This is a genomic window from Gemmatimonas sp., from assembly GCF_044344655.1.
GTDB lineage: Bacteria > Gemmatimonadota > Gemmatimonadetes > Gemmatimonadales > Gemmatimonadaceae > Gemmatimonas.
The window spans coordinates 1-22480 of record NZ_JBIJCN010000008.1 but is presented as its reverse complement, the minus strand read 5'-3'; the positions used below and the strand labels follow the sequence as shown (position 1 = coordinate 22480).

The following is a 22480-nucleotide window of genomic DNA, read 5'->3' as shown; positions in this document are numbered from 1 at the left end:
TCTTTTCCTTCCCGGGGTAGCCTCCGATGCTCGTCGAACTGCGTATCCGCAACGTCGCCGTCATCGACACCGTCTCCTTGCCCCTCGCCGGCGGGCTCAATGTGCTCACCGGCGAGACGGGCGCCGGTAAGTCGCTGATCATCGGCGCCCTCGGCATGCTGCTCGGCGAGCGGGCCGCGGCCGATCGGGTGCGTGCCGGGGCTGAGCGCGCAACCGTCGAAGGGGTCTTCGACCTCCGTGGCCTTCCTGCGGTGCGCGTTCTGCTCGATGAACGGGGCGTGGAGGCCGACGACGACTTGCTCGTCCTCAAGCGCGAAGTCGGGGCCAACGGACGGTCGCGCGCGTGGATCAACGGCTCCGCCGTGACCGCGTCCGTGCTGGCCGATGTCGGCGCGCGCCTCGTCAGCGTGCACGGTCAGCACGATTCGCGTCAGCTCGTCGATGCCGACCATCAGCGCGAGGTGCTCGACGCCTACGTGCAGGCCGATGCCGCGCGGGCCGGCGTGGCGGCCGCGCATGCGCAACTTGTTGCCCTGCGCGCGCGTGAACGTGAACTCGAACAGGGTCGTCAGGACGCGATGCGGCGTGCGGACTATCTCCGCTTCGTGGCGCGCGAGATCGAGGAGGTCAATCCCGTCATTGGCGAGGACGACGCGCTCGACGCCGACATTCGGCGTCTCGCCCACGCCGAAGAGCTCCAGGGACTCGCCGCGCAGGCGGCCGCGGCAATCACTGGAGACGACCGAGCCGCGCTGACGCGCCTTGCCACCGTACGCCGTGCGCTCGCGTCGCTCGTGCGCATCGACCCGTCGCTGGAGCGACTGCAATCCGGCTTCGATGCGGCCGTTTATGCGCTCGACGAGCTCACCACGGAGCTCGAGAGCTACGCGGAAACCATCGAGGCCGATCCGCAACGCCTGCGGACACTCGAACGGCGGCGTGATCAGCTGGTGTCGCTGATGCGCAAGTACGGTCCCACCATGCCGGAGGTGCTGGCGGCGGCGGCTGAAGCGAGCACTGCCCTCGACCTCCTCGATGGCGGGACGCTTGATCTGGCCGCCATTGCGGATGCCCGTGCCTCCGCGGAGGGGGCGCTCGCTGAGGCGGCGGCAGAGCTCACGCGTCTGCGGCAACGTGGGGCGCATCGGTTTGCCCGCGCCGTGACGGCGCTGCTCCCCGAGTTGGGGATGCGCGAGGGGCGGGTGGAGGTTGTGCTTGCTCCGCTCGAGGCCATCGGTGCGGCCGGTGCGGAGAGCGTGGCCTTCGTGGCGGCGCTCAATGCCGGAAGCGACATGCGGCCGCTGTCGCGCATTGCGTCTGGCGGCGAGCTCTCACGCGTAATGCTCGCCCTGAGCACGGTGCTCGCCCGCCTGCAGCAGGTCCCCACGCTTGTCTTCGATGAAGTCGATGCGGGGGTCGGGGGAGCCGTCGCGTGGCAGGTGGGCGCACTCATGCGTCGCGTTGCCTCGCATCATCAGGTTTTGGCCATCTCGCACCTCGCGCAGATCGCAGCCCGCGCCCACCATCACATTGTGGTACACAAGAGCGCCGTGGGGACGGTCACGACCTCCGACACCACCGTCGTCATCGATGACGCACGTGTGGTGGAGATCGCACGCATGCTCGGTGGCGACGCAGACCGCGAGGTGAGTCGCGCCCATGCCCGCGAGCTGCTTACCCGCGGCAGTGAGGACGTGCAGGCGTTGGCCGATGTTGGGGCAACGCTTGAAGTCACGCCGAGTGCGACGCCGAAGCGTCAGCGCCGCGGGAAGCCGGTGTAGACCCGCAACTCGAGACGATCGCTCGACACGGCGGGTACAACCCCGCCGCTCCCCGAGAGTGGCGTCGTGTGTGTGTAGATGACCTCGGCTGGGAACCGTGAGCGCCCCCGGGTGTAGCTGGCCAGCGTGGAGAAGGTCACGCCGACTGCTGCCGCGCTGAGCGAACGAGAGGGGGTTTTCCATCTCGACGCCTCCAATGCGGTGCCCTCCGCGTTGGCGACATCGAACCGGTCGGCGCCCCAGTGCCGCCACAGGTAAGCCGCCGACACGCCGAAGAACTGTCCCACGGCATAGCGCGGCGCGAGCTCCACTTCCAGTCGGTTGCCAAGGGCCCGCGCGGCGGTGGCGCTGCCGACCGGAAGAAAAGCGGTCGCCTCGTCGCGGTCGGGCAGCAGCACGTTGACGCGGTCCGCGATCGGGTGAACCGCCCGCACTGTGGCACTCACCCACGCTCGACGGTTGAACATCAAATCCGTCGTGCTGCGCACGAGCAGCGCATTGGCGCCCTCGCCGATCGGCACATCGAAGGCGTCTTCAGTACGGTCGGCTCCCGCGGTCCCGAAACGCCATCCCATCGAGACATTCGAGCGAATGCCACGTGTGGGGGTCAGGAGGCGGCGCACTTGATCGGCCTGGAACGTGTCGAATACGAGAAAGGTGGCGGTGAGATCGACGTCCCCGATTCCGGCACGTCGCGTATCGCCCAGGCGCTCATAGCCCACGCCAAACGAGGTATCGCTTGCCACGGTGGTCATCGACGCGGGGCCGAGGACCGTCGTGGCCGCGGCCGGCGCGGCCGAGGCGGCAATGCTGGTGATGCCGTATGCACCGAAATCGGTGCGCAGGGCATCGATCGTGCGCAGCACACCGGCGTGTTGCGTGGAGTTCACGAGGGGCACCACCGGGGAGCCCGCGCGCTCTGCGTTGCCGTATACCGTGCGGAGCTGCACGCTCGTCTGCAGTGCCCGATTCACCAACCCCTGCGCCCCCGCCACGTTGGCGCGGATGGCATCACATCCAGTGGCAGTGGTGTTCACGCAGCGCGTGAGCTGCGCCACCAATGCGGCACGCGCCGTTTCGATCTGCGTCAGGACGGCGCCGTTGGTGGCGCGCGAGGCGGCATTCACGAAGGCGGGGTTACGGCCCACATTCGCCCCACGGCCAGCACGGTTCAGAATGAACTGCGTGGCGTCCCGCGACTCCACGTAAGGGACCAGCACACGCAGCGAGAGCCGGCGCGTGACGCCGTAGTCGATCGTGAACGGCGCGATGCTCTGGCGGACCTCGCCCTGCGCTTCGAGCGCACCGAGCGACAGCGAGAAACGACTGTCGCCGCTCAGGGCGCGAATGGAGCTTTCTGCGGCTTGGAGTTGCGGGAGTTGCGTTGTGCCGAAGCGATCGGTGCCCAGCGTGGCGAACAACTCACGCTTCCCGTCTCCGGGGGCGAATACCGCGCGGTAATCGTTCCACAGGCCTCCCACCAGAAACCGAAAACCGCCGTGGGGGATGGGGATGGCGTCGTCGCCCACCCCAGCCACGGGTTGCGCCATGGCGCGCGGTGCCAACGTCGATGCTGCCAACGCCAGAGAGACCAGCGTCAGGGCGGCACGGAGTGCTTCTGGTACCTGAGGAAAGCGTGACGTTCGGATGGGCAACGGACAGACGGTCGGGGACGGAGTCGGCACGGGACCACGCTAGATTACACTGCCTAGTGAAGCACCTTAGCCCGGCACCGTGGGCACGTCAACGAAGCCACAGGTCGGGCTGGTGCCACAGCGTCACCCGTGCGCTGCGGTTCACCGCCGTACTCCCCGCCGCCGGCAAATGCTCGTCGGCATGCTGGTTCCGTCATTTCCAGGTGTCCATGCGTCCCATCCCGACCGTTCCGTGGCAGTTGACCGGCAACCACTGGCTCACGATTCCGTGTATCAACCCCATGGACGGGTCGATCCACGCCCTCGGGGTGTTGCATCGAGGCGCCCGCGCTGCCGTCGAAGTGGCGGGGGCGTCCGACTTCGCCTCTGGTCAAGGGGTGCCCCTGCTCGGGCCCGTGCTACGGGTGAATGGGGAGGTCCGGGCGCTGGCCGCCGAGGGGATTGCGTGGGAACGGGCGGTGGGCTGGCTCCCCACGTTTACGTGCACGGTGGGTTCACTGGTCGTACGCGGTACGATCTTCGCCCCCTACGGCCGTGACGCTGACATGGCCGGCGCCGTGTATACCCTCTCGGTGGAGAACCGCGGTACCGCCGCCGTCGAGCTTGAACTGGCGATGGAAGGGACGCTGGGGCATCGGCAGCAGCGGGTACGGACCGCACGCCCGTTTGACGACCAGCATCTGGTGAGTCGCACCGAGGACGATGTGGTCCTCCTCGAAGGCGCGGCGATCCCCGGGCTGGTCGCCGTGGCCGTGGGCTGTGATGGGCCGGCCACGATCGAGGTCACGGCGGGCGCATCCGTCGCCCCGCGCCCCTTCGCCATTCGACGGGCGCTCACGGCACCGGCGGGCGGCGCGATACAGTGCGCCTTCTACATCGCCGTCGGTCCCGAGCGCGATGGGGCGCAGGCAACCGTGAGCGTTCTGCGGCGTCGTGGATGGCGCTCGCTGCTGACGGCCACGCGGGAAGCATTGACGGCACTCGAGCAGACCACCGGGAACGACGGCATTGACCGGTTGCTCAACCGCAATCTGCTCTTCACGTACTTCTACGCCGTCGGGCGTGGCCTCGACGATGCGCAGTACTACCTCGTGCGTTCTCGCGCGCCGTGGCATTCCATGGGGTGTACGGTACGCGACTGGGAAGCGCTGATGTGGACGCTACCCGCGGTGCAACTTGCCGATGCCGGGCTGGCGCGTGAACTCTTGGTGCGCGCCTGTGAGTTGCACGGATATGCGCCGGGGCAGGGGGTGCACTATTTCGACGGCACGCTCTTTCAGCCTGGATTTTCGATTGAGGGCCCCGCCGCCTTCGCGGTCGCCACCGATCGGTACATTCGGGATACCGGTGACGATCAGATCGTTGAAGATCCGGTCGTCGCGGACACGCTCTACCTGAGTCACGACGACATCAATGCGCGGCGCGACGAGCGGGTGCCGCTTTACGCGACCGAGGTGACCCCGTCGGGGGCACCGGCGGCCCATCCCTTTACGCTGCACGGCAACGCCGTGGTGGCGCTGGCGCTCGACGTGTTTCGGCGCACGCTTGACGAAGACGCCGCGGCGAATGTGGAGGATCCGGCCGCGGTGCGGGCGGCCCTGCGGCGTCATTTCGCGGTCGAGCGAGGCGAGAAGGCGCGACTGGCAACGGCTGTCGATCTCGCGGGTGGCACGGCGCTCGATGATGATGTGTCGGGGTCCGTCCTCTGGCTCCCGCTGTACGAGGCGCTGGAACGCGAGGACTCCATGTACCGGCGGACGGCACGGGCTGTGCGTTGTGACCCGGGAGCGGTGACCCCGCTGCTGCCGCAGATCGCGCGGCTGCTCGGTCCCGAGGCGCAGGATGTCGTGGCGTGGCTCAGGCGAGCGCCTCTTGATACTGGAATCGCGGCAGAACTGGTCGATGCCGACGGGCGGGCGCTCGCCAATGGTGGTGATGCCGCCTTGGCTGGCCTGCTTGCGCACACGCTCTGGTACGCGGCACACGCGCTCGGTGTCCGGGACTGATCCCAGCGGGGTGCTTGTCCGCGGCCACACCGTGGGCTAGTATTTGCCTCACGACGGTGGTGCGGTCGTCGCGGTGCCTCGGCAGCGCGGCAGGGCATGCGGGAATAGCTCAGTTGGTAGAGCACAACCTTGCCAAGGTTGGGGTCGCGGGTTCGAGTCCCGTTTCCCGCTCTGCAGGTCAGGATGAAGAACATCGCATAGCGGGGGCGCCGATTGCGCTCCCGTTTTGCGTTGGGTGGGCGCGCCGCGTATGCTGTGTGGTAGCGCGAAGCGCCCTCGGCCTGCGCTTGGACCCGGATGGCGAAATCGGTAGACGCGAGGGACTTAAAATCCCTTATCCGCGAGGGTGTGCGGGTTCGAGTCCCGCTCCGGGTATGAGGGAGGGCAGGGAGTGCCGACCGTCGCGGCCCCGCCGTGCCCGTCAGTGCCGCGCCTCCCCTGCGGACCGAGTAGCTTGCACGGGGTTCCCCTCCACCCAACCATCCGGAGTACCACGTGCTGCGTACCGTGCAGGATCAGAAGGGCATGACCTGGATCTGTCTCGAGCTTCCCGAGGTGCCCGTGGAGCGCCGTGAGGCGGCCGCGGCGATGTCCGCCGATACCGTGGCGATCGAGTGCAATTCAGGGGCGGAGCGTGTCATCGCCCTCGTGCCGAACGGGTGGGACGACGACATGCCGGACAGCCAGCTGGCGGGCATCATCTCGGCCCATCTTTCGAGCGGCTGATGCTCCGTACCTTTTCGGATCGGGCGACGAGCTGAGCGGGGGGGCGCGCCCGGGGACGGTGTAAGAGTATTTTGTCAGGATGTCTGACGCCGTCGCCCTCGCCACCGAATTGCTATCCCTGGAGTCCACGACCGGTCGCGAGCGCGACGCCGTGGACTTCGTGTCGCGCTGGTTGATCGCGCGGGGCTGGCAGGTGTCGCTCCAGGAAGTGGAAAGCGGGCGTTCCAATGTCTGGGCAACGCGCCGCGGCGGCGGAGTCACACTCTCCACCCATCTCGACACGGTACCGCCGTTCGTTCCGCCGCGGCTCGAGGGTGATCGCTTGTATGGGCGCGGAGCCTGTGATGCCAAGGGCATTGCCGCGGCGATGATGATCGCCGCACAGCGATTGGCCGAGTCTGGTGAGGAGCGGGTGGACCTCCTCTTTGTTGTCGGCGAGGAAAAGGGTTCGCCGGGCGCGCTCGCGGCCAACCGGCTGCCGGCGACAAGCCGGTTCCTCGTGAACGGTGAGCCAACCGAGAGCAAACTTGCGTCGGGCTGCAAGGGCGCCCAGCGCGTGATCGTGCGCGTGCGCGGGCGTGAGGCGCACTCCGCGTATGCCCACCTCGGTGCAAGTGCCCTCGAGGCGATGCTCGACATGCTGCCGGAGTTGCGGGCGCTTGTGCTCCCGCGCGATCCCGTGCTCGGGGAGACGACCTACAACATCGGTGTTCTTCGCGCGGGCACCGAGGCCAACATCGTTCCCGGACTCGCCGAGGCCGAGATCATGATTCGGCTGGTGGGAGACGTTGAGCCCGTGAAGGCGGCGTTCACCGCGTGGGCGGGCGATCGCGCCGAGCTGGTGTGGGGGGCGCACATCCCGGCGCAGCACTTCCAAACGCTCGACGGGTTCGAGGTGGAGCCTGTCGCGTACACCAGCGACATCCCGCTGCTCGATCGCTGGGGCACACCACTGCTTTTCGGGCCCGGTTCCATTCACGTGGCCCACACGCCCATCGAATACATCGATGTCGCGGAACTCGACGCGTCGGTCGACGCGTACGTTCGAATCGTTCGCACCCTTCTCGCATGACACCCTCCTCCACCCGCTGGCCGGTTGCGGTTCTTGGTGCAACCGGTGCCGTTGGCCAGGCGTTCGTCCGCTTGCTCGACGCCCATCCCTGGTTCGATCTCGTCGAGGTCGCGGCCTCTGAACGCAGCGCGGGCAAAGCGTACCGCGATGCGGCCAAATGGCTGGAGGGGACGATGCCGCCCGGGGTGGCATCGTTGCCGGTAAAGCCGTGCAGCCCCGAGGAGATCACGGCACCGATCGTCTTTTCCGCGCTCGATTCCGGCGTGGCCGGTGAGGTGGAGCCGGCGTTCGCGCGGGCGGGTCGGCTCGTGCTTTCAAACGCCAAGAACTACCGGATGGCCGCCGACGTGCCGCTCGTGATCCCCGAAGTGAACGGGGATCATCTCGCGCTCCTTGAGGTGCAGCGCGCGGCACGCGGCTGGACCGGTGGTATCGTCACCAACGCCAATTGCGCCACCACGGTGATGGCGGCGGCGCTTGCGCCGCTGCACGAGGCCTTCACGGTGACCAAGGTCTTCGCCACAACGATGCAGGCGGTGTCTGGTGCCGGGTATCCCGGTGTGGCGTCGCTCGACATTCTCGGCAACGTGATCCCGTACATCAATGACGAGGAGCCGAAGATCGAGACGGAGTTGAACAAGTTGCTTGGGCGCCTCGCGGGTGATCGGGTGTTGCACGCCGACATCGTCACCAGCGCGCATGCGAATCGCGTGCCGGTGGAGCACGGTCACACGGTGTGCATGTCGGTGGCGTTCGCGACGAAGCCCACCGCTGAACAGGCGCTCGAGGTGTTGCGCGCCTGGACGGGTCATGAGGCGGTGCGTGGTCTGCCGTCCGCACCGGAGCCTGCGCTCATCATCCGGGGCGAGGCGGACCGTCCGCAGCCGCGCCGCGATGCGCATGCCGGCCGCGGCATGTCGACGACGATCGGGCGCGTGCGGGCCGATACGCTCCTCGATCTCAAGCTGGTGGCCATGTCGCACAATGTGGTGCGCGGCGCCGCTGGCGGTTCGATCCTCAACGCCGAGCTGTTGGTGAAGAGTGGCCGGCTGGCGGGGCTCGCCCGCTCGTGATCGTCTGTAAGTTCGGCGGGACCTCCGTCGCTGATGCGGCAGCCATCTCGCGGGTGATCGAGATCATCGACGCCAAGCGCGCCCTGCAGCCCGTGGTGGTGGTATCGGCGCTGGGTGGCGCCACCAACATGCTGCTCGATCTCGCGAGTAAGGCGGCCAACGGTGAGTTGCCTGTGGCCTTGCAGCTCATCGAGCAGCTACGTGATCGTCATCTGCGGGAGGCGCGTACCCTTCTCCATGGGGCTGCCGAGGTGGATGACCGTTGCCGGGACATTGGCGCCGCCTTCGACGAACTCGCGCAACTGGCCGAGGCGTTCAAGACGCTCGGGTATCTTTCGCCACGCTCGCTCGATGCCGTGGCGGCGATCGGCGAGCTGCTGTCGTCGCAGATCGTGGCGGCGGCGTTCCGTGCGCAGGGCCATGATGCCGTGTACGTGGATGCGCGCGACGTGATGCGCACCAACGATGTCTTCACGAAGGCCGAGCCCGATGTGAACGGCATTGCGCAGCTCGCGCAGGAGCAGCTGGTGCCGTTGCTGCAGCAGGGTCGCATTCCCGTCATGGGGGGGTTCGTTGGGGCTACTGCCGCGCGCGTGACCACGACGCTCGGACGTGGGGGCTCCGACTATTCGGCGTCGCTGATCGGCGCGGCGATCGATGCCACGGCGATTGAGATTTGGACCGATGTGGATGGTATGCTCACCGCCGATCCACGCGTGATCCCCGGCGCCCGGCTCATCGAGCGGATCAGCTTCGACGAAGCGGCCGAGCTCGCGGCCTTTGGGGCCAAGGTGTTGCACCCCGCCACGATCGCGCCGGCGGTGCAGCGCGGCATTCCGGTGTTCGTGTTCAATTCGCGCAACCCGGCCGCCAAGGGGACGATGATTGCCTTCGACGCGCCCCGGTTGCCGGTCCGCGCCATTGCCGGCAAGCGCGCGACCACCATGGTCAAGCTGCGCTCGTCGCGCATGCTGCTGGCGCCGGGCTTCCTGCGACGCGTGTTCGCGGTCTTCGAAGCCCACCGGACCTCGGTGGATGTGGTGACGACCTCCGAGGTGTCGGTGTCGGTCACGCTTGACGATGCCACCAATCTGGCGGCGATCCTGCAGGACCTCGCCGCGTTTGGCGAGGTCTCGGTGTCACCCCGTGCAGGGCTGATCGCGATCGTCGGGGCCGGCATTTCCGACGGTAGTCAGGCGATCGCGCAGGCGCTCGGCGCCTTGGGGCCCATCCCGGTCCACATGGCGTCGTTGAGCGCCACGGGGATCAACTTTACCCTTGTGATCGACGACGACCAGGTGGTGCCGGCGATGCAGCGTCTCCACGCGACCTTCTTCGAGCGACCATCGTGAATGGGGCAGGGGATGCCGCACTGAGCGCCGGCACGGCGCCGGTCCGTGTGGCCTTGATCGGTATGGGCCGCATGGGGCGTGCGCTCGATGCACTGGCCCCGGAGCGCGGGTGCGAGATCGTAGCGCGCCTCGACGCGGCAGAGATGACCCGTGGCATCACGATGGCCGATCTGCATGGTGCACAGGTGGCGATCGAGTTCACCACCCCGGAGGCCGCGGTGACAAACGCGGTGACACTCCTCGGCCTCGGCTGCCCGGTCGTGATCGGGACGACCGGATGGAATGCCGCGCTGCCCGCGCTGACCGCAGCCGTCGCGTCCAGCGGCTGCGCAGCGCTCTGGTCCCCGAACTTCTCCCTTGGCGTGCAACTCTTCCTCGCCATCGCGGAGGATGCCGCGCGGCGCGCCCGCGACGTGTTGGGCTTCGATGTGCACGTGGTCGAGACGCACCACACTGCCAAAAAGGATGCGCCGTCCGGTACCGGCATCGCCATTGCTGACCGTCTTGAGGCGGGGCTCGGCCGGCGCGTGCCGATCACCAGCGTTCGCGTAGGCAGCGTACCCGGGACGCACGACGTCCTGCTCGATGCGGCGTTCGAACAGATCACCCTCCGGCACGAGGCGCGCGACCGGCGCGTGTTTGCCGATGGGGCACTCGCGGCGGCCCGCTGGCTCGCAGCGTCCCGTCCGCCCGCGTTGTATACCATGCGCGACGTGCTGTCGACGTCCGTCCCCACGCCTTGAAAGCACTCATGCGTTCGAACCTTCTGCGCGGCTGCGGCACCGCCATCGTCACGCCATTCACCGCCGCGGGCGCACTCGACGAACCGGCGCTGCGGGCCTTCGTGGATGCCCAGCTCGCGGCTGGTGTGCGCATGATCATTCCCTGCGGTTCCACCGGTGAAGCGGTCACGCTCACACCGGAGGAACACCGGCGCGTGGTGGAGATCACGGTGGAGCAGGTGAACGGGCGTATTCCGGTCGTTGCGGGGGCTGGCTCGAACGATACCCAGAAAGCGATCACCCTTTCTCGGGAGATGCAGGCGGTCGGCGCCACGCATCTGCTGCAGGTCACGCCCATGTACAACAAGCCGCCGCAGCGCGCACTGCTGGCGCACTTCCGGGCGATTGCCGACGCGTGCGCGCTGCCGATCGTCTTGTATAACGTGCCGGGGCGGACCGCGGTGAATATGGAGGCGGCGACCACGCTGACGCTGGCGGCCGATCCGCGGTTCGTGGCCGTCAAGGAGGCGAGCGGCAGTCTCGCGCAGATGACGGAGATCCTTCGCGAGCGGCCCGACGGTTTTTCCGTGCTCTCCGGCGACGATGGCTTCACCCTGTCGCTCATGGCGCACGGCGGCGATGGCGTCATTTCCGTCGCCTCGAATGTGGCCCCTGCGCTTGTCGTGGCGCTGTGCGAGGCGATGTTGCGTGGTGATCTCGTCGAGGCGCGGCGGCTCGAGGCCGTACTCGCACCGGTCATCGACGCGTGTTTCATCGAATCCAATCCCATTCCCGCCAAGGCGATGTTGGCGATGATGGGGCACATGCATGATGTCCTCCGGCTGCCGCTCGTGTCGCTCGCGGACGCGCTCCGTGATCGGGTGCGCAGTGCGCTCGAGCGCGCGTCGCTCCTTTCCTGATCCGCAGGCTTGCGGTTTCTCTCCCTCTGGGGCTCCAGTCCATGGCTCTTCTGATCGCCGATCTCGAGGCACGCTTCAACGATCCCTTGCTGCTCGACAGTGGTGCGCCGATCGCGCCTGACGCGCAGCAGCTGTTCGATTCGGCCATCGCGCACCTGGAGCGCGGGGAGATCCGCGCGGCCCGTCGCGATGAGAGCGGGACGTGGCACGCCGTACCGTGGGTGAAGCGGGCCATTCTGCTTGGCTTCCGCCTTGGCCAGGTGACCGAGATGCCGTCGGGCGCGCCCTTCAGCTTCATCGACAAGCACACCTATCCCCCGCGCGCATTCCGTACCGATCATGGGGTGCGTATCGTCCCCGGCGGCTCTACGGTGCGTCGGGGAGCGTATCTCGCGCAGAACGTGGTGTGCATGCCTCCCATGTACATCAACGTGGGTGCCTACGTGGGCCGTGGGACGATGGTCGATTCGCACGCGCTGGTGGGGAGTTGTGCGCAGATCGGTGAGCGAGTGCATCTGAGTGCCGCGGCGCAGATCGGTGGCGTGTTGGAGCCGATCAACGCGTCACCCGTGATCATCGAGGACGACGTGATCGTGGGTGGCAATTGTGGCGTGTACGAAGGAACCGTGGTGCGCAGCAAGGCCGTGCTCGGGGCCGGCGTGATCCTCACGCGCGGGACGCCTGTCTACGACCTCGTGAAGGAAACCGTCCACCGGGCCACGGGGGATCAGCCGCTGATCATCCCAGAGGGGGCCGTGGTCGTGCCGGGCGCCCGCAGCGTGACGTCGACGTTCGGTGAGGCGCAGGGGCTGTCGCTGCAGACGCCCGTGATCGTGAAGTATCGTGACGACAAGACGGATGCCGCGACGGCACTGGAGGCGTGGTTGCGGTGAGGGTGACGGGAACACCGCTCACCGTCAGCGGCACGATCCGCGCGCCAGGCGACAAGTCGATCAGCCATCGTGCGCTCATCTTCGCGGCGATGGCGAGCGGTGCAACGCGCATCCGCGGCATCCTGCCGTCCGCGGATGTGCGCGCCACCGCGGGGGCGCTCCGGGCGATGGGCGCCCGTATTCCCGCACTCAGCGACGACTTCGTCGTGCACGGTCAGGGTGTCCAGTCGCTGCATTCTCCCGAGGCGACGCTCGATTGTGCCAACAGCGGCACCACCGCTCGCCTGCTCGCCGGACTGGTGGCCGGGCTCGCGGGCCGCTCGGCGCGGTTCGAAGGCGATGCCTCGTTGAGCCGCCGTCCAATGCGACGCGTGGCGGACCCACTCTCGGCCATGGGCGCGCACGTCACGTTCATGGGGGCGGCCGGCCATGACGGGCTGCCCATGCAGGTGGATGGGGCCGCCCTGCACGGCATTCGGTACGTCAATGCCCAGGCGAGTGCGCAGGTCAAGAGCGCGCTGCTCCTCGCCGGCCTCACCTCTGGCGTTGCCGTCACGGTCGACGAACCTCTCCGCTCCCGCGATCACAGCGAGCGCATGCTCCTCGCGCGCGGCGTGGCGCTCGCGATGACGTCGGAGGGTGTCACATTGCCCGCCGGGCAGGTCGTGCAGCCCGCCGATGTGATCGTACCGTCTGATCCGTCGTCGGCCGCGTTCTTCGTGGCCCTCGCGGCCCTCGCCGACGCGGGGCAGCTGCGTCTCGAGAACGTCTGCCTCAATCCCACGCGCACCGGAGCGTTCGACGTGCTGCAGCGCATGGGGGCCGTCCTGCATGTCGAGGATGAGTGCGATGTCGGCGGAGAGCGCATCGGAACGCTCGTGGTGCATCCCTCCACCTTGCGTGGTACGCACATCAACGGCGCCGAAATTCCGCGATGCATCGACGAGTTGCCCATGATCGCATGTCTCGCCGCATGCGCAGAGGGCGAGACCCGAATCACTGACGCGCAGGAACTGCGCGTGAAGGAGAGCGACCGCATTCGTGGCGTGGTGGAGAATCTTCGCGCGCTGGGGGCGGAGATCGAGGAGCTCTCCGATGGCATGCGCATCGTGGGATCGCGGACGCCGCTGGCCGGCCACGTGGTTACGCATGGCGACCACCGACTGGCAATGGCCTTCGGCGTGCTCGGAGCGTTGCCCGGTAACCAGATCACCATCGACGATCCGGGGTGCGTGGCGGTGTCGTATCCCACCTTCTGGCGTGACTTGTCCCAGTCCGTGGGACCGGTCGCTCCTTCCATGGCATCCGCACCCGCGTCGGTCGCGCCGTCGATCACGGGATCCTCGCCGCTGGTGATCGCGATCGATGGACCGGCCGCTTCGGGGAAGAGCTCCACGGCCCAGTGGGTCGCCAAGCTTCTGGATGTGCGCCATGTCGATTCCGGAGCCTTCTATCGCGCCATCACATTCCTGGCCGTGGAATCCGGGGAGGTGCCAGAGTCATGGACGGCGGCGTCCGTCCTCGCGCATTCGGGTCGTGTTGCGTGGCGCCTGACCGAGCGATCGGTCCTCCCGCTGGTAGATGGCCAGGATCAGGACGAGGCGCTGCGCGGCGCGGCGGTGACGCGCCATGTCTCCAGAGTGGCAGCGATGGCGCTGGTGCGGGCCTGGGTCAACGAGCAGGTCCGGTCCGCCGGTGCTGCGGTGGATGTGGTGGTTGATGGCCGAGACATCGGGACCGCCGTCTTCCCGACCGCCCAACTCAAGGTGTTCTTGGTGGCAGATAGCTGGGAGCGCGCTCGCCGCCGACTGCTGCAACGGCTTGGGCGTCGGCCCACCGAGGCCGAGATCGCCACGGAGACGGAGGCGCTCGTGGCTCGGGACGCTCAGGACGCCACCCAGAGCGCCCCCGCCCACGACGCCGTGACGATCGATACCACCACGGTGACCCAGGAGGAGCAGGTGGAGCGCATCGTGGCGCTGGCCAGAGCGACGAGGCAGCGACTCGGCCGGTGACTTGTAGACCGGTACCCTCCCCCCTATGTTTCGGGGTTCCGGTTATTCCCTCTCAACTCTTTCTCGGCGCGGCGAGTGCAGGTCCGCGACTTGGAGATACCTCACCGTATGAGCACTGAACTGAGCCCCGAGCTCGCCGCTGAAATCGCCGCCCAGGCCGACGCTGATGCCGACGCGCCCGTGTATGGCAAGCTGACCGCCCGCGAGAAGCGCGACCTGCAGAAGTCGCAGCTCCGTCCGTTGGCCAACCGCCGCCCCGAGCTCTACGAGGAGGACGAGTTCTCGTCCGACGAGTACGAGCGCATGATGGAGCTGTACAACGGGACGCTCGCGTCGATCGAAGAAGGCGAGATCGTCAAGTCGCGCGTTCTTGAGATCCGCGACAACCTCGTGGTCCTCGATATCGGCTTCAAGTCAGAAGGCACGATTCCGCTTGAAGAGTTCAAGGACATGCCCGACCTCAAGGCGGGCGATGAAGTCGAAGTCCTCCTCGAGCACCTCGAAGACCAGGAAGGATCGGTCGTCCTCTCGAAGAAGAAGGCCGACTTCATGCGCGTGTGGGAGCGCATCCGCGTGGCCTACGAGAGCGATCAGCCGGTGGAGGGGACGCTCGTCAAGAAGATCAAGGGCGGCGTTGTGGTCGACCTCATGGGCGTCGACGCGTTCCTCCCTGGCTCGCAGATTGCGCTGCGTCGCGTGCCCAACATCGACGAGCTGCTCGGTCAGAAGTACGAGTTCAAGATCATCAAGCTCAACAAGCGTCGCCGCAACATCGTCGTATCGCGTCGCGTGATCCTCGAGACCGAACGCGCCGGCAAGCGCGAGAAGCTCATGAAGGAGCTGTCGAAGGATCAGGTGCGGAAGGGCGTGGTCAAGAATATCACCGACTTCGGTGCGTTCATCGACCTCGGTGGCGTGGACGGCCTGCTGCACATCACCGACATGTCGTGGGGCCGTATCTCGCATCCGAGCGAGATGGTCCAGATCGGCATGGAGCTCGAGATCAAGGTCCTCGATATCGACTGGGAGCGCGAGCGCATTTCGCTCGGCCTCAAGCAGCTCCAGAGCTACCCGTGGAAGGACGTGGCGGCCAAGTACCCGGTGGGTACGCGCGTCAGCGGCAAGGTCGTCTCGATCACCAACTACGGCGCGTTCATCGAGCTCGAGCCGGGCATCGAAGGCCTCGTGCACATCTCGGAAATGAGCTGGACGCGCAACGTCCGTCATCCCTCCAAGATCGTGTCGATCGGCGAAGCCATCGAGGCGGTGGTGCTCAAGGTGGACGAAACGGAAGAGAAGATCTCTCTCGGTATGAAGCAGACCGAGCAGGATCCGTGGGTCATTCTGCCCCTCAAGTACCCCGTTGGTACCCGGATCAACGGCAAGGTCCGCAACCTCACCTCGTTCGGCGCGTTCGTCGAGATCGAGCCGGGCATCGACGGCCTCATCCACATCTCCGACATGTCCTGGACGAAGCGTGTCCAGCACCCGTCAGAGGTCGTGAAGAAGGGCGACGCGGTCGACGTCGTGATCCTCAACATCGACAGCGAAAACAAGCGCATCTCGCTCGGCCTCAAGCAGGCCGAGGAGGATCCGTGGCTTCGCATCGGTGAGACCTACCCGGTGGGCACCGAGCTCCCCGGCACGGTTGTGCGCCTCATGGACAAGGGCGTCGTCGTCGATCTCGGCAACGACATCGAGGGCTTCGTTCCGGTCAGCCAGCTGAACCCGGAAGGCACGGTTACCAACCCGGCGGACTTCGCCTGGGAAACGATGAACCTCGTGATGCGCGTGCTGGAGGTGGATCCGATCCACCGTCGCATCGTTCTCGCGGTCACATCGGTGCCGGAAGAGCAGCCGCCCAAGCCGGCCGAGCCCAGCAAGGTGCATAGCTCGGAAGACGAACTCGGTCTCTGATCGCGTCGGTTTCTGGTAGTACAAGCGGCCCCGGTCCTCATGGATCGGGGCCGCTTTCCTTTATGTGGTCAGTGCCTTGTCGTGCTGCCAGGGCAATTGTTGCGTCCGCGCAACACAACGCCTGCGGATTCTGACGTGCCAGGACGGCGGCATTCGGCGGCAAATACCACGCGTCTCGAGCCCTCAGCCCTCACGGAGCCCAACGATGAGCCCCACCTCAGCGTCCGATTCCCTCGCGCTGGTCATGGGGCGCGGGCGGGACGACGCGGACGTGCGGCGCGTGGCCTTGAACCCCGCGACGGTCAGGTACGCGAACGCCAAGAGAAAGACCGTGGTGACGAGCCCCACCCGCACCGAGGTGCTGGTGAACGATGCCGTCATGGCCGTGCTCACGATCGCCTTGAGCTGCAGGGCATCGAGTGCGAAGACCACGAGGCAGGCAAGCAGGCCGACCGTGAAGGTCGCCGCGACGATCCCCACACTACGGGCAAGGCCACGGCGCTTCAGGCCGCCCGCCATCAGGACCAGCAACGAAAGCCCCAGATACGGGAGCAGCAGAATACTCGAGAGGGCGTTGGCCGCTCCGAAGCGCCACTGCGGGTTGCTCAGCTGAAGCGGCCAGATCTGGGACCCGGCCTGGACGAAGGGTACGGCAATCAGCAAGGCGGCGGCACTGTAGAGAACACGGCGAGCTGAGGTATCGGCGTGCAGATCGAGGAAGTCGGACATGGCGGTGGTAGCTGCGAGAGGAATGTGGGGGACGGCTCTCCCCGTGGTTGTGCAAGGGACGTTCCAGCAGCCTCGTCCGAGGCCACCGTAGCTTCGGATGTGGCCTAGCGCAGCCCTCGGCTGCGCCGGCGGTAGGGGCGGGTCTGCGGTCTCTGCCCCAGCCGCAGCGGGCTCCGCGATCCGGCGCCCCGTAGGGGGCGGTGGGCTGCGGTGCAGGCCGGCTTCCACCCCGAGAAATGCACGGATCGGCACCGGTGGCGGCTCCCACTGGGATCGGCGCCTCGTTTTTCCCTGCGCGGGCGCTAGCTTCCCGCGGCATGACTCCGACCTCTCCGTCATCCGCCATGCATGACAAGCTCGAGCGGCTCGCCATCGCTCGGGATGCCTCCGAACAGGGCGGCGGTGCCGCGCGCATCGCGCAGCAGCATGCCAAGGGCAAGCTTTCCGCACGCGAACGACTCGACGTGCTCCTCGACGACGGCTCCTTCGTGGAGATCGACCGCTTCGTGACGTCACGGGCCCTCGCTGAGGGTGAGGCGCCGATCTACGGCGACGGTGTGGTGACCGGACACGGACGGATCGAAGGACGCCTCGTTTACGTGTTCTCGCAGGACTTCACTGTCTTCGGTGGCTCGCTCTCCGAAGCCCACGCGGCGAAGATCTGCAAGATCATGGACCTTGCCATGCGAAACGGGGCGCCGGTGATCGGCCTCAACGATTCCGGCGGTGCACGGATCCAGGAGGGAGTGGTTTCACTCGGAGGCTACGCCGACATCTTCCTCAAGAACACCCTCGCTTCGGGGGTGATCCCGCAGATTTCGGCGATTCTCGGTCCGTGTGCCGGCGGTGCGGTCTATTCGCCAGCCATCACCGATTTCATCTACATGGTGCGCGGCACGAGCTACATGTTCGTGACCGGACCCAACGTGGTGAAGACCGTCACTCACGAAGACGTGACGATGGAGCAGTTGGGTGGTGCCGACACGCATGCCGGCACCAGCGGTGTGGCGCATTTCGCCTGCGACTCGGAACTCGCCTGCCTCCAGCACATCCGTGAACTGTTCCGTTTCGTGCCGAGCAACAACGTGGACGATCCGCCACGCGGCAACGGCCGGGACCCACGGGACCGCCGCGAGGCATCGCTGCTGGAGGTCATTCCGGACAATCCCAACAAGCCCTATGACATGCGTGAAGTCATCACGCGCATCGTCGACGATGGGTACTTCTATGAGGTGCAGCCGGATTACGCGGCCAACATTCTCGTGGGCTTCGCTCACCTGGGTGGCCAGAGCGTGGGCATCGTGGCCAACCAGCCCGCGGTGCTTGCGGGGGTGCTCGACATCAACGCATCGCTCAAGGCCGCGCGCTTCGTGCGCTTCTGTGACTGCTTCAACATTCCGCTGGTGACCTTCGAGGACGTGCCCGGATTCCTCCCCGGCGTAGCGCAAGAGCACGGTGGCATCATCAAGCACGGGGCGAAGCTGCTGTACGCCTATTGCGAGGCAACCGTGCCGAAGCTCACCGTGATCACCCGCAAGGCGTATGGCGGCGCGTACGACGTGATGAGTTCCAAGCACATCCGCGGGGACTACAACGTGGCGTGGCCCACGGCGGAAATTGCGGTGATGGGGCCCAAGGGAGCCGTCGAGATCATTTACAAGAAGGAAATCGCCGAGGCCGCGGAGCCTCAGGCGGCCCTCGACGCTCGCGTGGCTGAGTACACGGACAAGTTCGCCAATCCCTACATCGCCGCAGCGCGCGGTTATGTCGATGACGTGATCGATCCGCGCGACACGCGCCCGCGCCTCATCGAGGCGCTTGAGACGCTGCGTGGCAAGCGTGATCGCAATCCGGCGAAGAAGCACGGCAACCTTCCCCTCTGAGCGCCGCCATGTTCAAGAAAGTGCTGGTGGCCAATCGCGGCGAGATCGCGCTGCGCGTGATTCGTGCCTGTCAGGAACTGGGCGTGAAAACGGTGGCCGTGTATTCGGAGGCCGACGCGAGCGCGCCACACGTGCGCGAAGCCGATGAAGCGGTCTGTGTGGGACCGGCCCCGTCCAGTCAGAGCTATCTCGTCGGTGAGCGCCTCATCGAGGTCGCCAAGGCGATGGGGGCGGAAGCGATCCATCCCGGATACGGCTTCCTGTCGGAGCGTGCCTGGTTCGCGCGCGCCGTACGCGAGGCGGGGCTGGTGTTCATCGGTCCGCCGGCCGAGGCGATCGAGGCAATGGGCTCCAAGACGGCGGCCCGTCAGCTGGTGATCGCCGCCGGTGTGCCGGTGGTCCCTGGGAACGCCGAGGGAGTCAAGGACGCGGACGAGGCGCGCGCTATCGCTGAGACGTACGGCTATCCCGTGCTCCTCAAGGCCGCCGCGGGCGGTGGTGGCAAAGGCATGCGCGTGGTGCGGACGGCTGACGAGTTGTCGGCGGCGCTCGACAGCGCGCGGCGTGAGGCGAAGAACGCCTTTGGCGACGATGCGGTCTATCTCGAGAAGTACATCGAGGGCCCACGCCACGTGGAGATTCAGGTGTTGGCCGACGCCCACGGGACCGTGCTGCACCTCGGCGAGCGCGAGTGCTCGGTGCAGCGTCGCCATCAGAAGATGATCGAGGAAGCACCGAGTGTGGCGGTCTCGCCCGAGCTTCGCGCTCGCATGGGCGCCACGGCGGTAGCGGCGGCCAAGGCCGCCGGATACGTGAACGCCGGGACGTGTGAGTTCCTGCTCGATCGCGATGGGCAGTACTACTTCCTCGAGATGAACACCCGCATTCAGGTGGAGCATCCCGTCACGGAACTGGTGATGGGGCTCGATCTGGTGCAGTGGCAGATCCGCATTGCGGCTGGCGAACCGTTGCCCTTCCAGCAAACGGACTTCGCACCGCGCGGATGGGCGATCGAGTGCCGCATCACCAGCGAAGACCCGACCAACGGGTTTCTCCCCAGCACGGGCCGGATCGAGTATCTGCATCTCCCCAGCGGGCCTGGCGTGCGGTGGGATGGCGGTGTGGAAGCGGGCAGTGACGTGGGGCTGCACTACGACCCGATGCTGGCCAAGCTGATCGTGCACGCACCCTCCCGGTCGCTCGCGATCGCGCGCATGCGGCGCGCCTTGCTGGAGCTCACGGTCGACGGCATCGAAACGTCGCGTGGGTTTCATCTCCGCGTGATGGATGATCCGGAATTCCAGTCGGGGGACATCAGTATCCAATGGCTCGAACAGCGCCTTGGTACATTGACGTCGCCGACGACGGACCGTGAGACGCTGCAGCTCGCCGCCATCGCGGCGGCACTGGTGGCGCACGAGGAGCGTAGTGGCGGGCGGGTGGTATCGCCCGCGCCGGAGCAGGGTGGCAGCCCTGCATCGGTGTCACGCGCCGGCAGTGGATGGGCTGCGGTCGGTCGGCGCGAAGGTTTGCGTTCGTGAGCCGACGGCCCAAAGGCTCGACCCCGCGCGGCGGGCGGCGGGCGGAGTCATCGCCCCGCAGCACGCGTCTGCCGGAGTCGGTCGGTGTGGTTCCCATCGATCGGATTGCGGCGGGCGGCGACGGCGTGGGTCGCGTGAACGGGATGGCGGTGTTCGTGCCGCGCACCGCGCCTGGCGACGTCGTTCAGGCCGCCTATGTGACCCACGCCCGGCACGGCCGCGGTCGAGTGCTGCAGGTCGTGCAGCCCTCCCCCGATCGCGTGGAGCCGACCTGCCAGCACTATGTGGTTGACCGGTGTGGAGGCTGCCAGTTGCAGCACCTGTCGGTGGAGGCACAGCGTTCCGCGCGTCGGCAGATCGTGCAGGAGACGCTGCATCGCATTGGCAAACGCGAGATCCCGCTGCCGCCGATCGTTTCCGACGTGCAGTGGGAGTATCGGAGCCGCCTCACGCTCACGCTGCTGCCGCGTGGCGCAGGGTGGGTGGGTGGTCTTCATCCGTTCGACGATGCGTCCCGGGTGTTTCCCCTCGAGACGTGCCGGATCGCGCACCCCGTGCTGGTCGAGGTGTGGAACGCGCTGCGGCTCCTCGTGCGCAGCAACACGCCGGCGCTGCCCACCTCGTCGGCCGCGTCCTCATTGCGTCTTGGGCTTCGCCTTGCGGCGTCCGATGAAGAGGGGCCGCCGGACGAGCAGGACGGGGTGGTCCTCGTCGTCGAAGGCGGCAGTGCCTGGCCGTCGAGAGACGAGTGGATGGCGGCCGCCCGAAAAGCCCACCCTGGCGTGCGCGCGATCTGGTGGACCCCCGCGCGGAGCGCACCGGATGAGACGATGCGGTCTGGGGCGGCGGCGTCGACCGTCGAGTATGCCCCCGATGCGCGGGAGGCACTCGCTTTCGCTCAGGTGAATGCACAGGTCGCTCACGCGCTGCGCGAGTTTGTGTTCACGCACGTGAAGAATTTTGCGCCGGCGCAGGTGATTGATGGCTATGCGGGCACCGGTGATCTCTCGCTGCGTCTGGCGCGGGAGGGGGTGCAGGTTGTTGCGATCGAGGCCGACCAGGCGGGCGCGGAAAGCGCCGTCCGCAGGCTGCAGCGGGCTGGCGGTGAGATCACCTCGCGGGTCCGGGTGGTGTGCGACCTGATGGAGCATGCGCTGCCCGCGCTCGGGGAGGGGGCCCCGCGCGTCGATGTGGTGGTGCTCAATCCGCCCCGCCGTGGGGTGCACGCCGATGTCACGGCATGGCTGGAAGGGGCGGCGTCGCTCGGGGTCCGGGGCGTGGTGTATGTGAGTTGTGATCCCGCGACACTCGCGCGCGACCTGTCGCGCCTTCCGTCGTGGCGCGTGGAGACGGTGCAGTGTTTCGATATGTTTCCGCAGACGGCGCACGTGGAGACCGTGTGCGTGCTGCATCGATCGGCATCGCAGGAGGACCGATGAAGTACTTGGTGGATGTGAACGGCGAGCGCATCGCGGTCGAGCTTGACGGCGCCCATGCAACGGTCGACGGGATCCGTCACGAGGTGGCGCTGCTGCAGGTTCCCGGAACACCGGTGCGGCTCGTCCGGATTGGCGAGCAAGTGCACCGCGTGGTGGCGCGTCGTGGGGGCTCACGAGGGGTGTGGCATCTCGATGTGGATGGCGCCCGCGTGGAAACCGAGGCCCTCGACGAGCGCATGCGGGCGATCAAGGACCTGACGGCCGCGTCGGCCACGGCGAGTGGGCCGGCGCCGCTCGTGGCGCCCATGCCCGGTTTGGTGGTGCGCGTGGCCGTGGCAGTCGGCGACCAGGTTTCCGCGGGACAGGGGCTGGTCGTGATCGAGGCCATGAAGATGGAGAACGAGCTGCGGAGTGCCTCGGCCGGGGTGGTCACGGCGGTACGCGCGGTGACGGGGCAGGCGGTGGATAAGGGGGCAGTCCTCGTCGAAATCGGTCCACTCGCATCGGCTTGACTGGCCGATCAGCTTGCGCCGGGCTCGGTGCGGCGCATACGGTTGACCCCTTTGATGACCATGAAGACGGCGATGGCCACGATGAGGAAGGTCAGCACCTGGTTCAGGAAGAGGCCATAGGCGATGGTGGGCGCCCCGGCGGTCTTGGCCTCGGCGAGGGTGGCGAAGGGACCGTCCCCCACGGTCACGAAGCGATTGGTGAAATCGATGCCACCGGTGAGCAGCCCCACGGTCGGCATGATGA

The 22480-nt window shown here is 67.1% G+C and carries 18 protein-coding genes and 2 tRNA genes; 17 read left to right on the top strand and 3 right to left on the bottom strand.

The genetic code is table 11. The annotated features are described in order from the left end of the window. Positions 1–26: 26 nt before the first annotated feature. Positions 27–1781 (top strand): DNA repair protein RecN, encoded by a 1755-nt coding sequence (gene recN, locus ACIQ51_RS04270; protein ID WP_396203769.1) that lies wholly within the window; start codon positions 27–29, stop codon positions 1779–1781. Here recN and ACIQ51_RS04265 read toward each other — a convergent pair. Beyond that, on the bottom strand, positions 1757–3466 hold the full coding sequence (locus tag ACIQ51_RS04265; RefSeq protein ID WP_396203768.1) for a hypothetical protein: 1710 nt from the start codon (positions 3464–3466) through the stop codon (positions 1757–1759). The genes recN and ACIQ51_RS04265 overlap by 25 nt on opposite strands. A gap of 179 nt (positions 3467–3645) precedes the next feature. Here ACIQ51_RS04265 and ACIQ51_RS04260 point away from each other — a divergent pair, with 179 nt between their 5' ends. The 12 genes from ACIQ51_RS04260 to ACIQ51_RS04205 all read left to right on the top strand — a co-directional run bounded on the left by ACIQ51_RS04260 (position 3646) and on the right by ACIQ51_RS04205 (position 16132). Further along, entirely contained in the window at positions 3646–5442 is a 1797-nt protein-coding gene (locus ACIQ51_RS04260; RefSeq protein WP_396203767.1) for a hypothetical protein, read from the top strand. A gap of 98 nt (positions 5443–5540) precedes the next feature. Next, a tRNA-Gly gene (locus ACIQ51_RS04255) sits at positions 5541–5613 on the top strand. A gap of 120 nt (positions 5614–5733) precedes the next feature. Continuing rightward, a tRNA-Leu gene (locus ACIQ51_RS04250) sits at positions 5734–5817 on the top strand. Between the two features lie 120 nt (positions 5818–5937). Further along, entirely contained in the window at positions 5938–6168 is a 231-nt protein-coding gene (locus tag ACIQ51_RS04245) for a hypothetical protein (protein ID WP_396203766.1), read from the top strand. A gap of 79 nt (positions 6169–6247) precedes the next feature. Continuing rightward, complete coding sequence (locus ACIQ51_RS04240) at positions 6248–7240, top strand: M20/M25/M40 family metallo-hydrolase (RefSeq protein ID WP_396203765.1); 993 nt, start codon at positions 6248–6250, stop codon at positions 7238–7240. Further along, complete coding sequence (asd, locus tag ACIQ51_RS04235) at positions 7237–8313, top strand: aspartate-semialdehyde dehydrogenase (RefSeq protein WP_396203764.1); 1077 nt, start codon at positions 7237–7239, stop codon at positions 8311–8313. Before ACIQ51_RS04240 ends, asd begins: the two co-directional genes overlap by 4 nt. After that, complete coding sequence (gene lysC / locus ACIQ51_RS04230) at positions 8310–9665, top strand: lysine-sensitive aspartokinase 3 (RefSeq protein ID WP_396203763.1); 1356 nt, start codon at positions 8310–8312, stop codon at positions 9663–9665. The genes asd and lysC overlap by 4 nt, the downstream gene beginning before the upstream one ends. Beyond that, positions 9662–10408 (top strand): 4-hydroxy-tetrahydrodipicolinate reductase, encoded by a 747-nt coding sequence (locus ACIQ51_RS04225; RefSeq protein WP_396203762.1) that lies wholly within the window; start codon positions 9662–9664, stop codon positions 10406–10408. The genes lysC and ACIQ51_RS04225 overlap by 4 nt, the downstream gene beginning before the upstream one ends. 8 nt (positions 10409–10416) lie before the next feature. Continuing rightward, complete coding sequence (gene dapA / locus ACIQ51_RS04220; protein WP_396203761.1) at positions 10417–11307, top strand: 4-hydroxy-tetrahydrodipicolinate synthase; 891 nt, start codon at positions 10417–10419, stop codon at positions 11305–11307. Positions 11308–11348: 41 nt separating this feature from the next. Continuing rightward, complete coding sequence (locus ACIQ51_RS04215; RefSeq protein ID WP_396203760.1) at positions 11349–12200, top strand: 2,3,4,5-tetrahydropyridine-2,6-dicarboxylate N-succinyltransferase; 852 nt, start codon at positions 11349–11351, stop codon at positions 12198–12200. Beyond that, the gene (gene aroA / locus ACIQ51_RS04210; protein WP_396203759.1) at positions 12197–14215 is read left to right on the top strand and encodes a 3-phosphoshikimate 1-carboxyvinyltransferase; all 2019 of its coding nucleotides are present in this window, start codon (positions 12197–12199) and stop codon (positions 14213–14215) included. The genes ACIQ51_RS04215 and aroA overlap by 4 nt, the downstream gene beginning before the upstream one ends. 108 nt (positions 14216–14323) lie before the next feature. Next, positions 14324–16132 carry a 30S ribosomal protein S1 gene (locus ACIQ51_RS04205; protein ID WP_396203758.1) on the top strand — a complete coding sequence of 603 codons (1809 nt, stop codon included), beginning with the start codon at positions 14324–14326 and terminating at the stop codon, positions 16130–16132. A gap of 183 nt (positions 16133–16315) precedes the next feature. On the opposite strand, the gene ACIQ51_RS04200 is transcribed toward ACIQ51_RS04205, so the two are convergent. After that, positions 16316–16861 (bottom strand): hypothetical protein, encoded by a 546-nt coding sequence (locus ACIQ51_RS04200; RefSeq protein WP_396203757.1) that lies wholly within the window; start codon positions 16859–16861, stop codon positions 16316–16318. A gap of 344 nt (positions 16862–17205) precedes the next feature. On the opposite strand from ACIQ51_RS04200, the gene ACIQ51_RS04195 reads away from it, so the two are divergent. From ACIQ51_RS04195 to ACIQ51_RS04180, 4 genes are all read left to right on the top strand, one after another. Beyond that, complete coding sequence (locus ACIQ51_RS04195; RefSeq protein WP_396203825.1) at positions 17206–18744, top strand: acyl-CoA carboxylase subunit beta; 1539 nt, start codon at positions 17206–17208, stop codon at positions 18742–18744. Between the two features lie 8 nt (positions 18745–18752). Further along, positions 18753–20285: an acetyl-CoA carboxylase biotin carboxylase subunit gene (gene accC / locus ACIQ51_RS04190; protein ID WP_396203756.1), complete on the top strand. Its 1533-nt coding sequence runs from the start codon at positions 18753–18755 to the stop codon at positions 20283–20285. An 86-nt stretch (positions 20286–20371) separates the two neighbouring features. Then, positions 20372–21724 carry a class I SAM-dependent RNA methyltransferase gene (locus ACIQ51_RS04185; protein ID WP_396203755.1) on the top strand — a complete coding sequence of 451 codons (1353 nt, stop codon included), beginning with the start codon at positions 20372–20374 and terminating at the stop codon, positions 21722–21724. Beyond that, the gene (locus ACIQ51_RS04180) at positions 21721–22236 is read left to right on the top strand and encodes a biotin/lipoyl-containing protein (RefSeq protein WP_396203754.1); all 516 of its coding nucleotides are present in this window, start codon (positions 21721–21723) and stop codon (positions 22234–22236) included. Before ACIQ51_RS04185 ends, ACIQ51_RS04180 begins: the two co-directional genes overlap by 4 nt. 8 nt (positions 22237–22244) lie before the next feature. Here the strand turns inward: ACIQ51_RS04180 and ACIQ51_RS04175 are convergent. Further along, a partial coding sequence (locus ACIQ51_RS04175; protein WP_396203753.1) for an MscL family protein occupies positions 22245–22480 on the bottom strand: 236 nt, incomplete at its 5' end.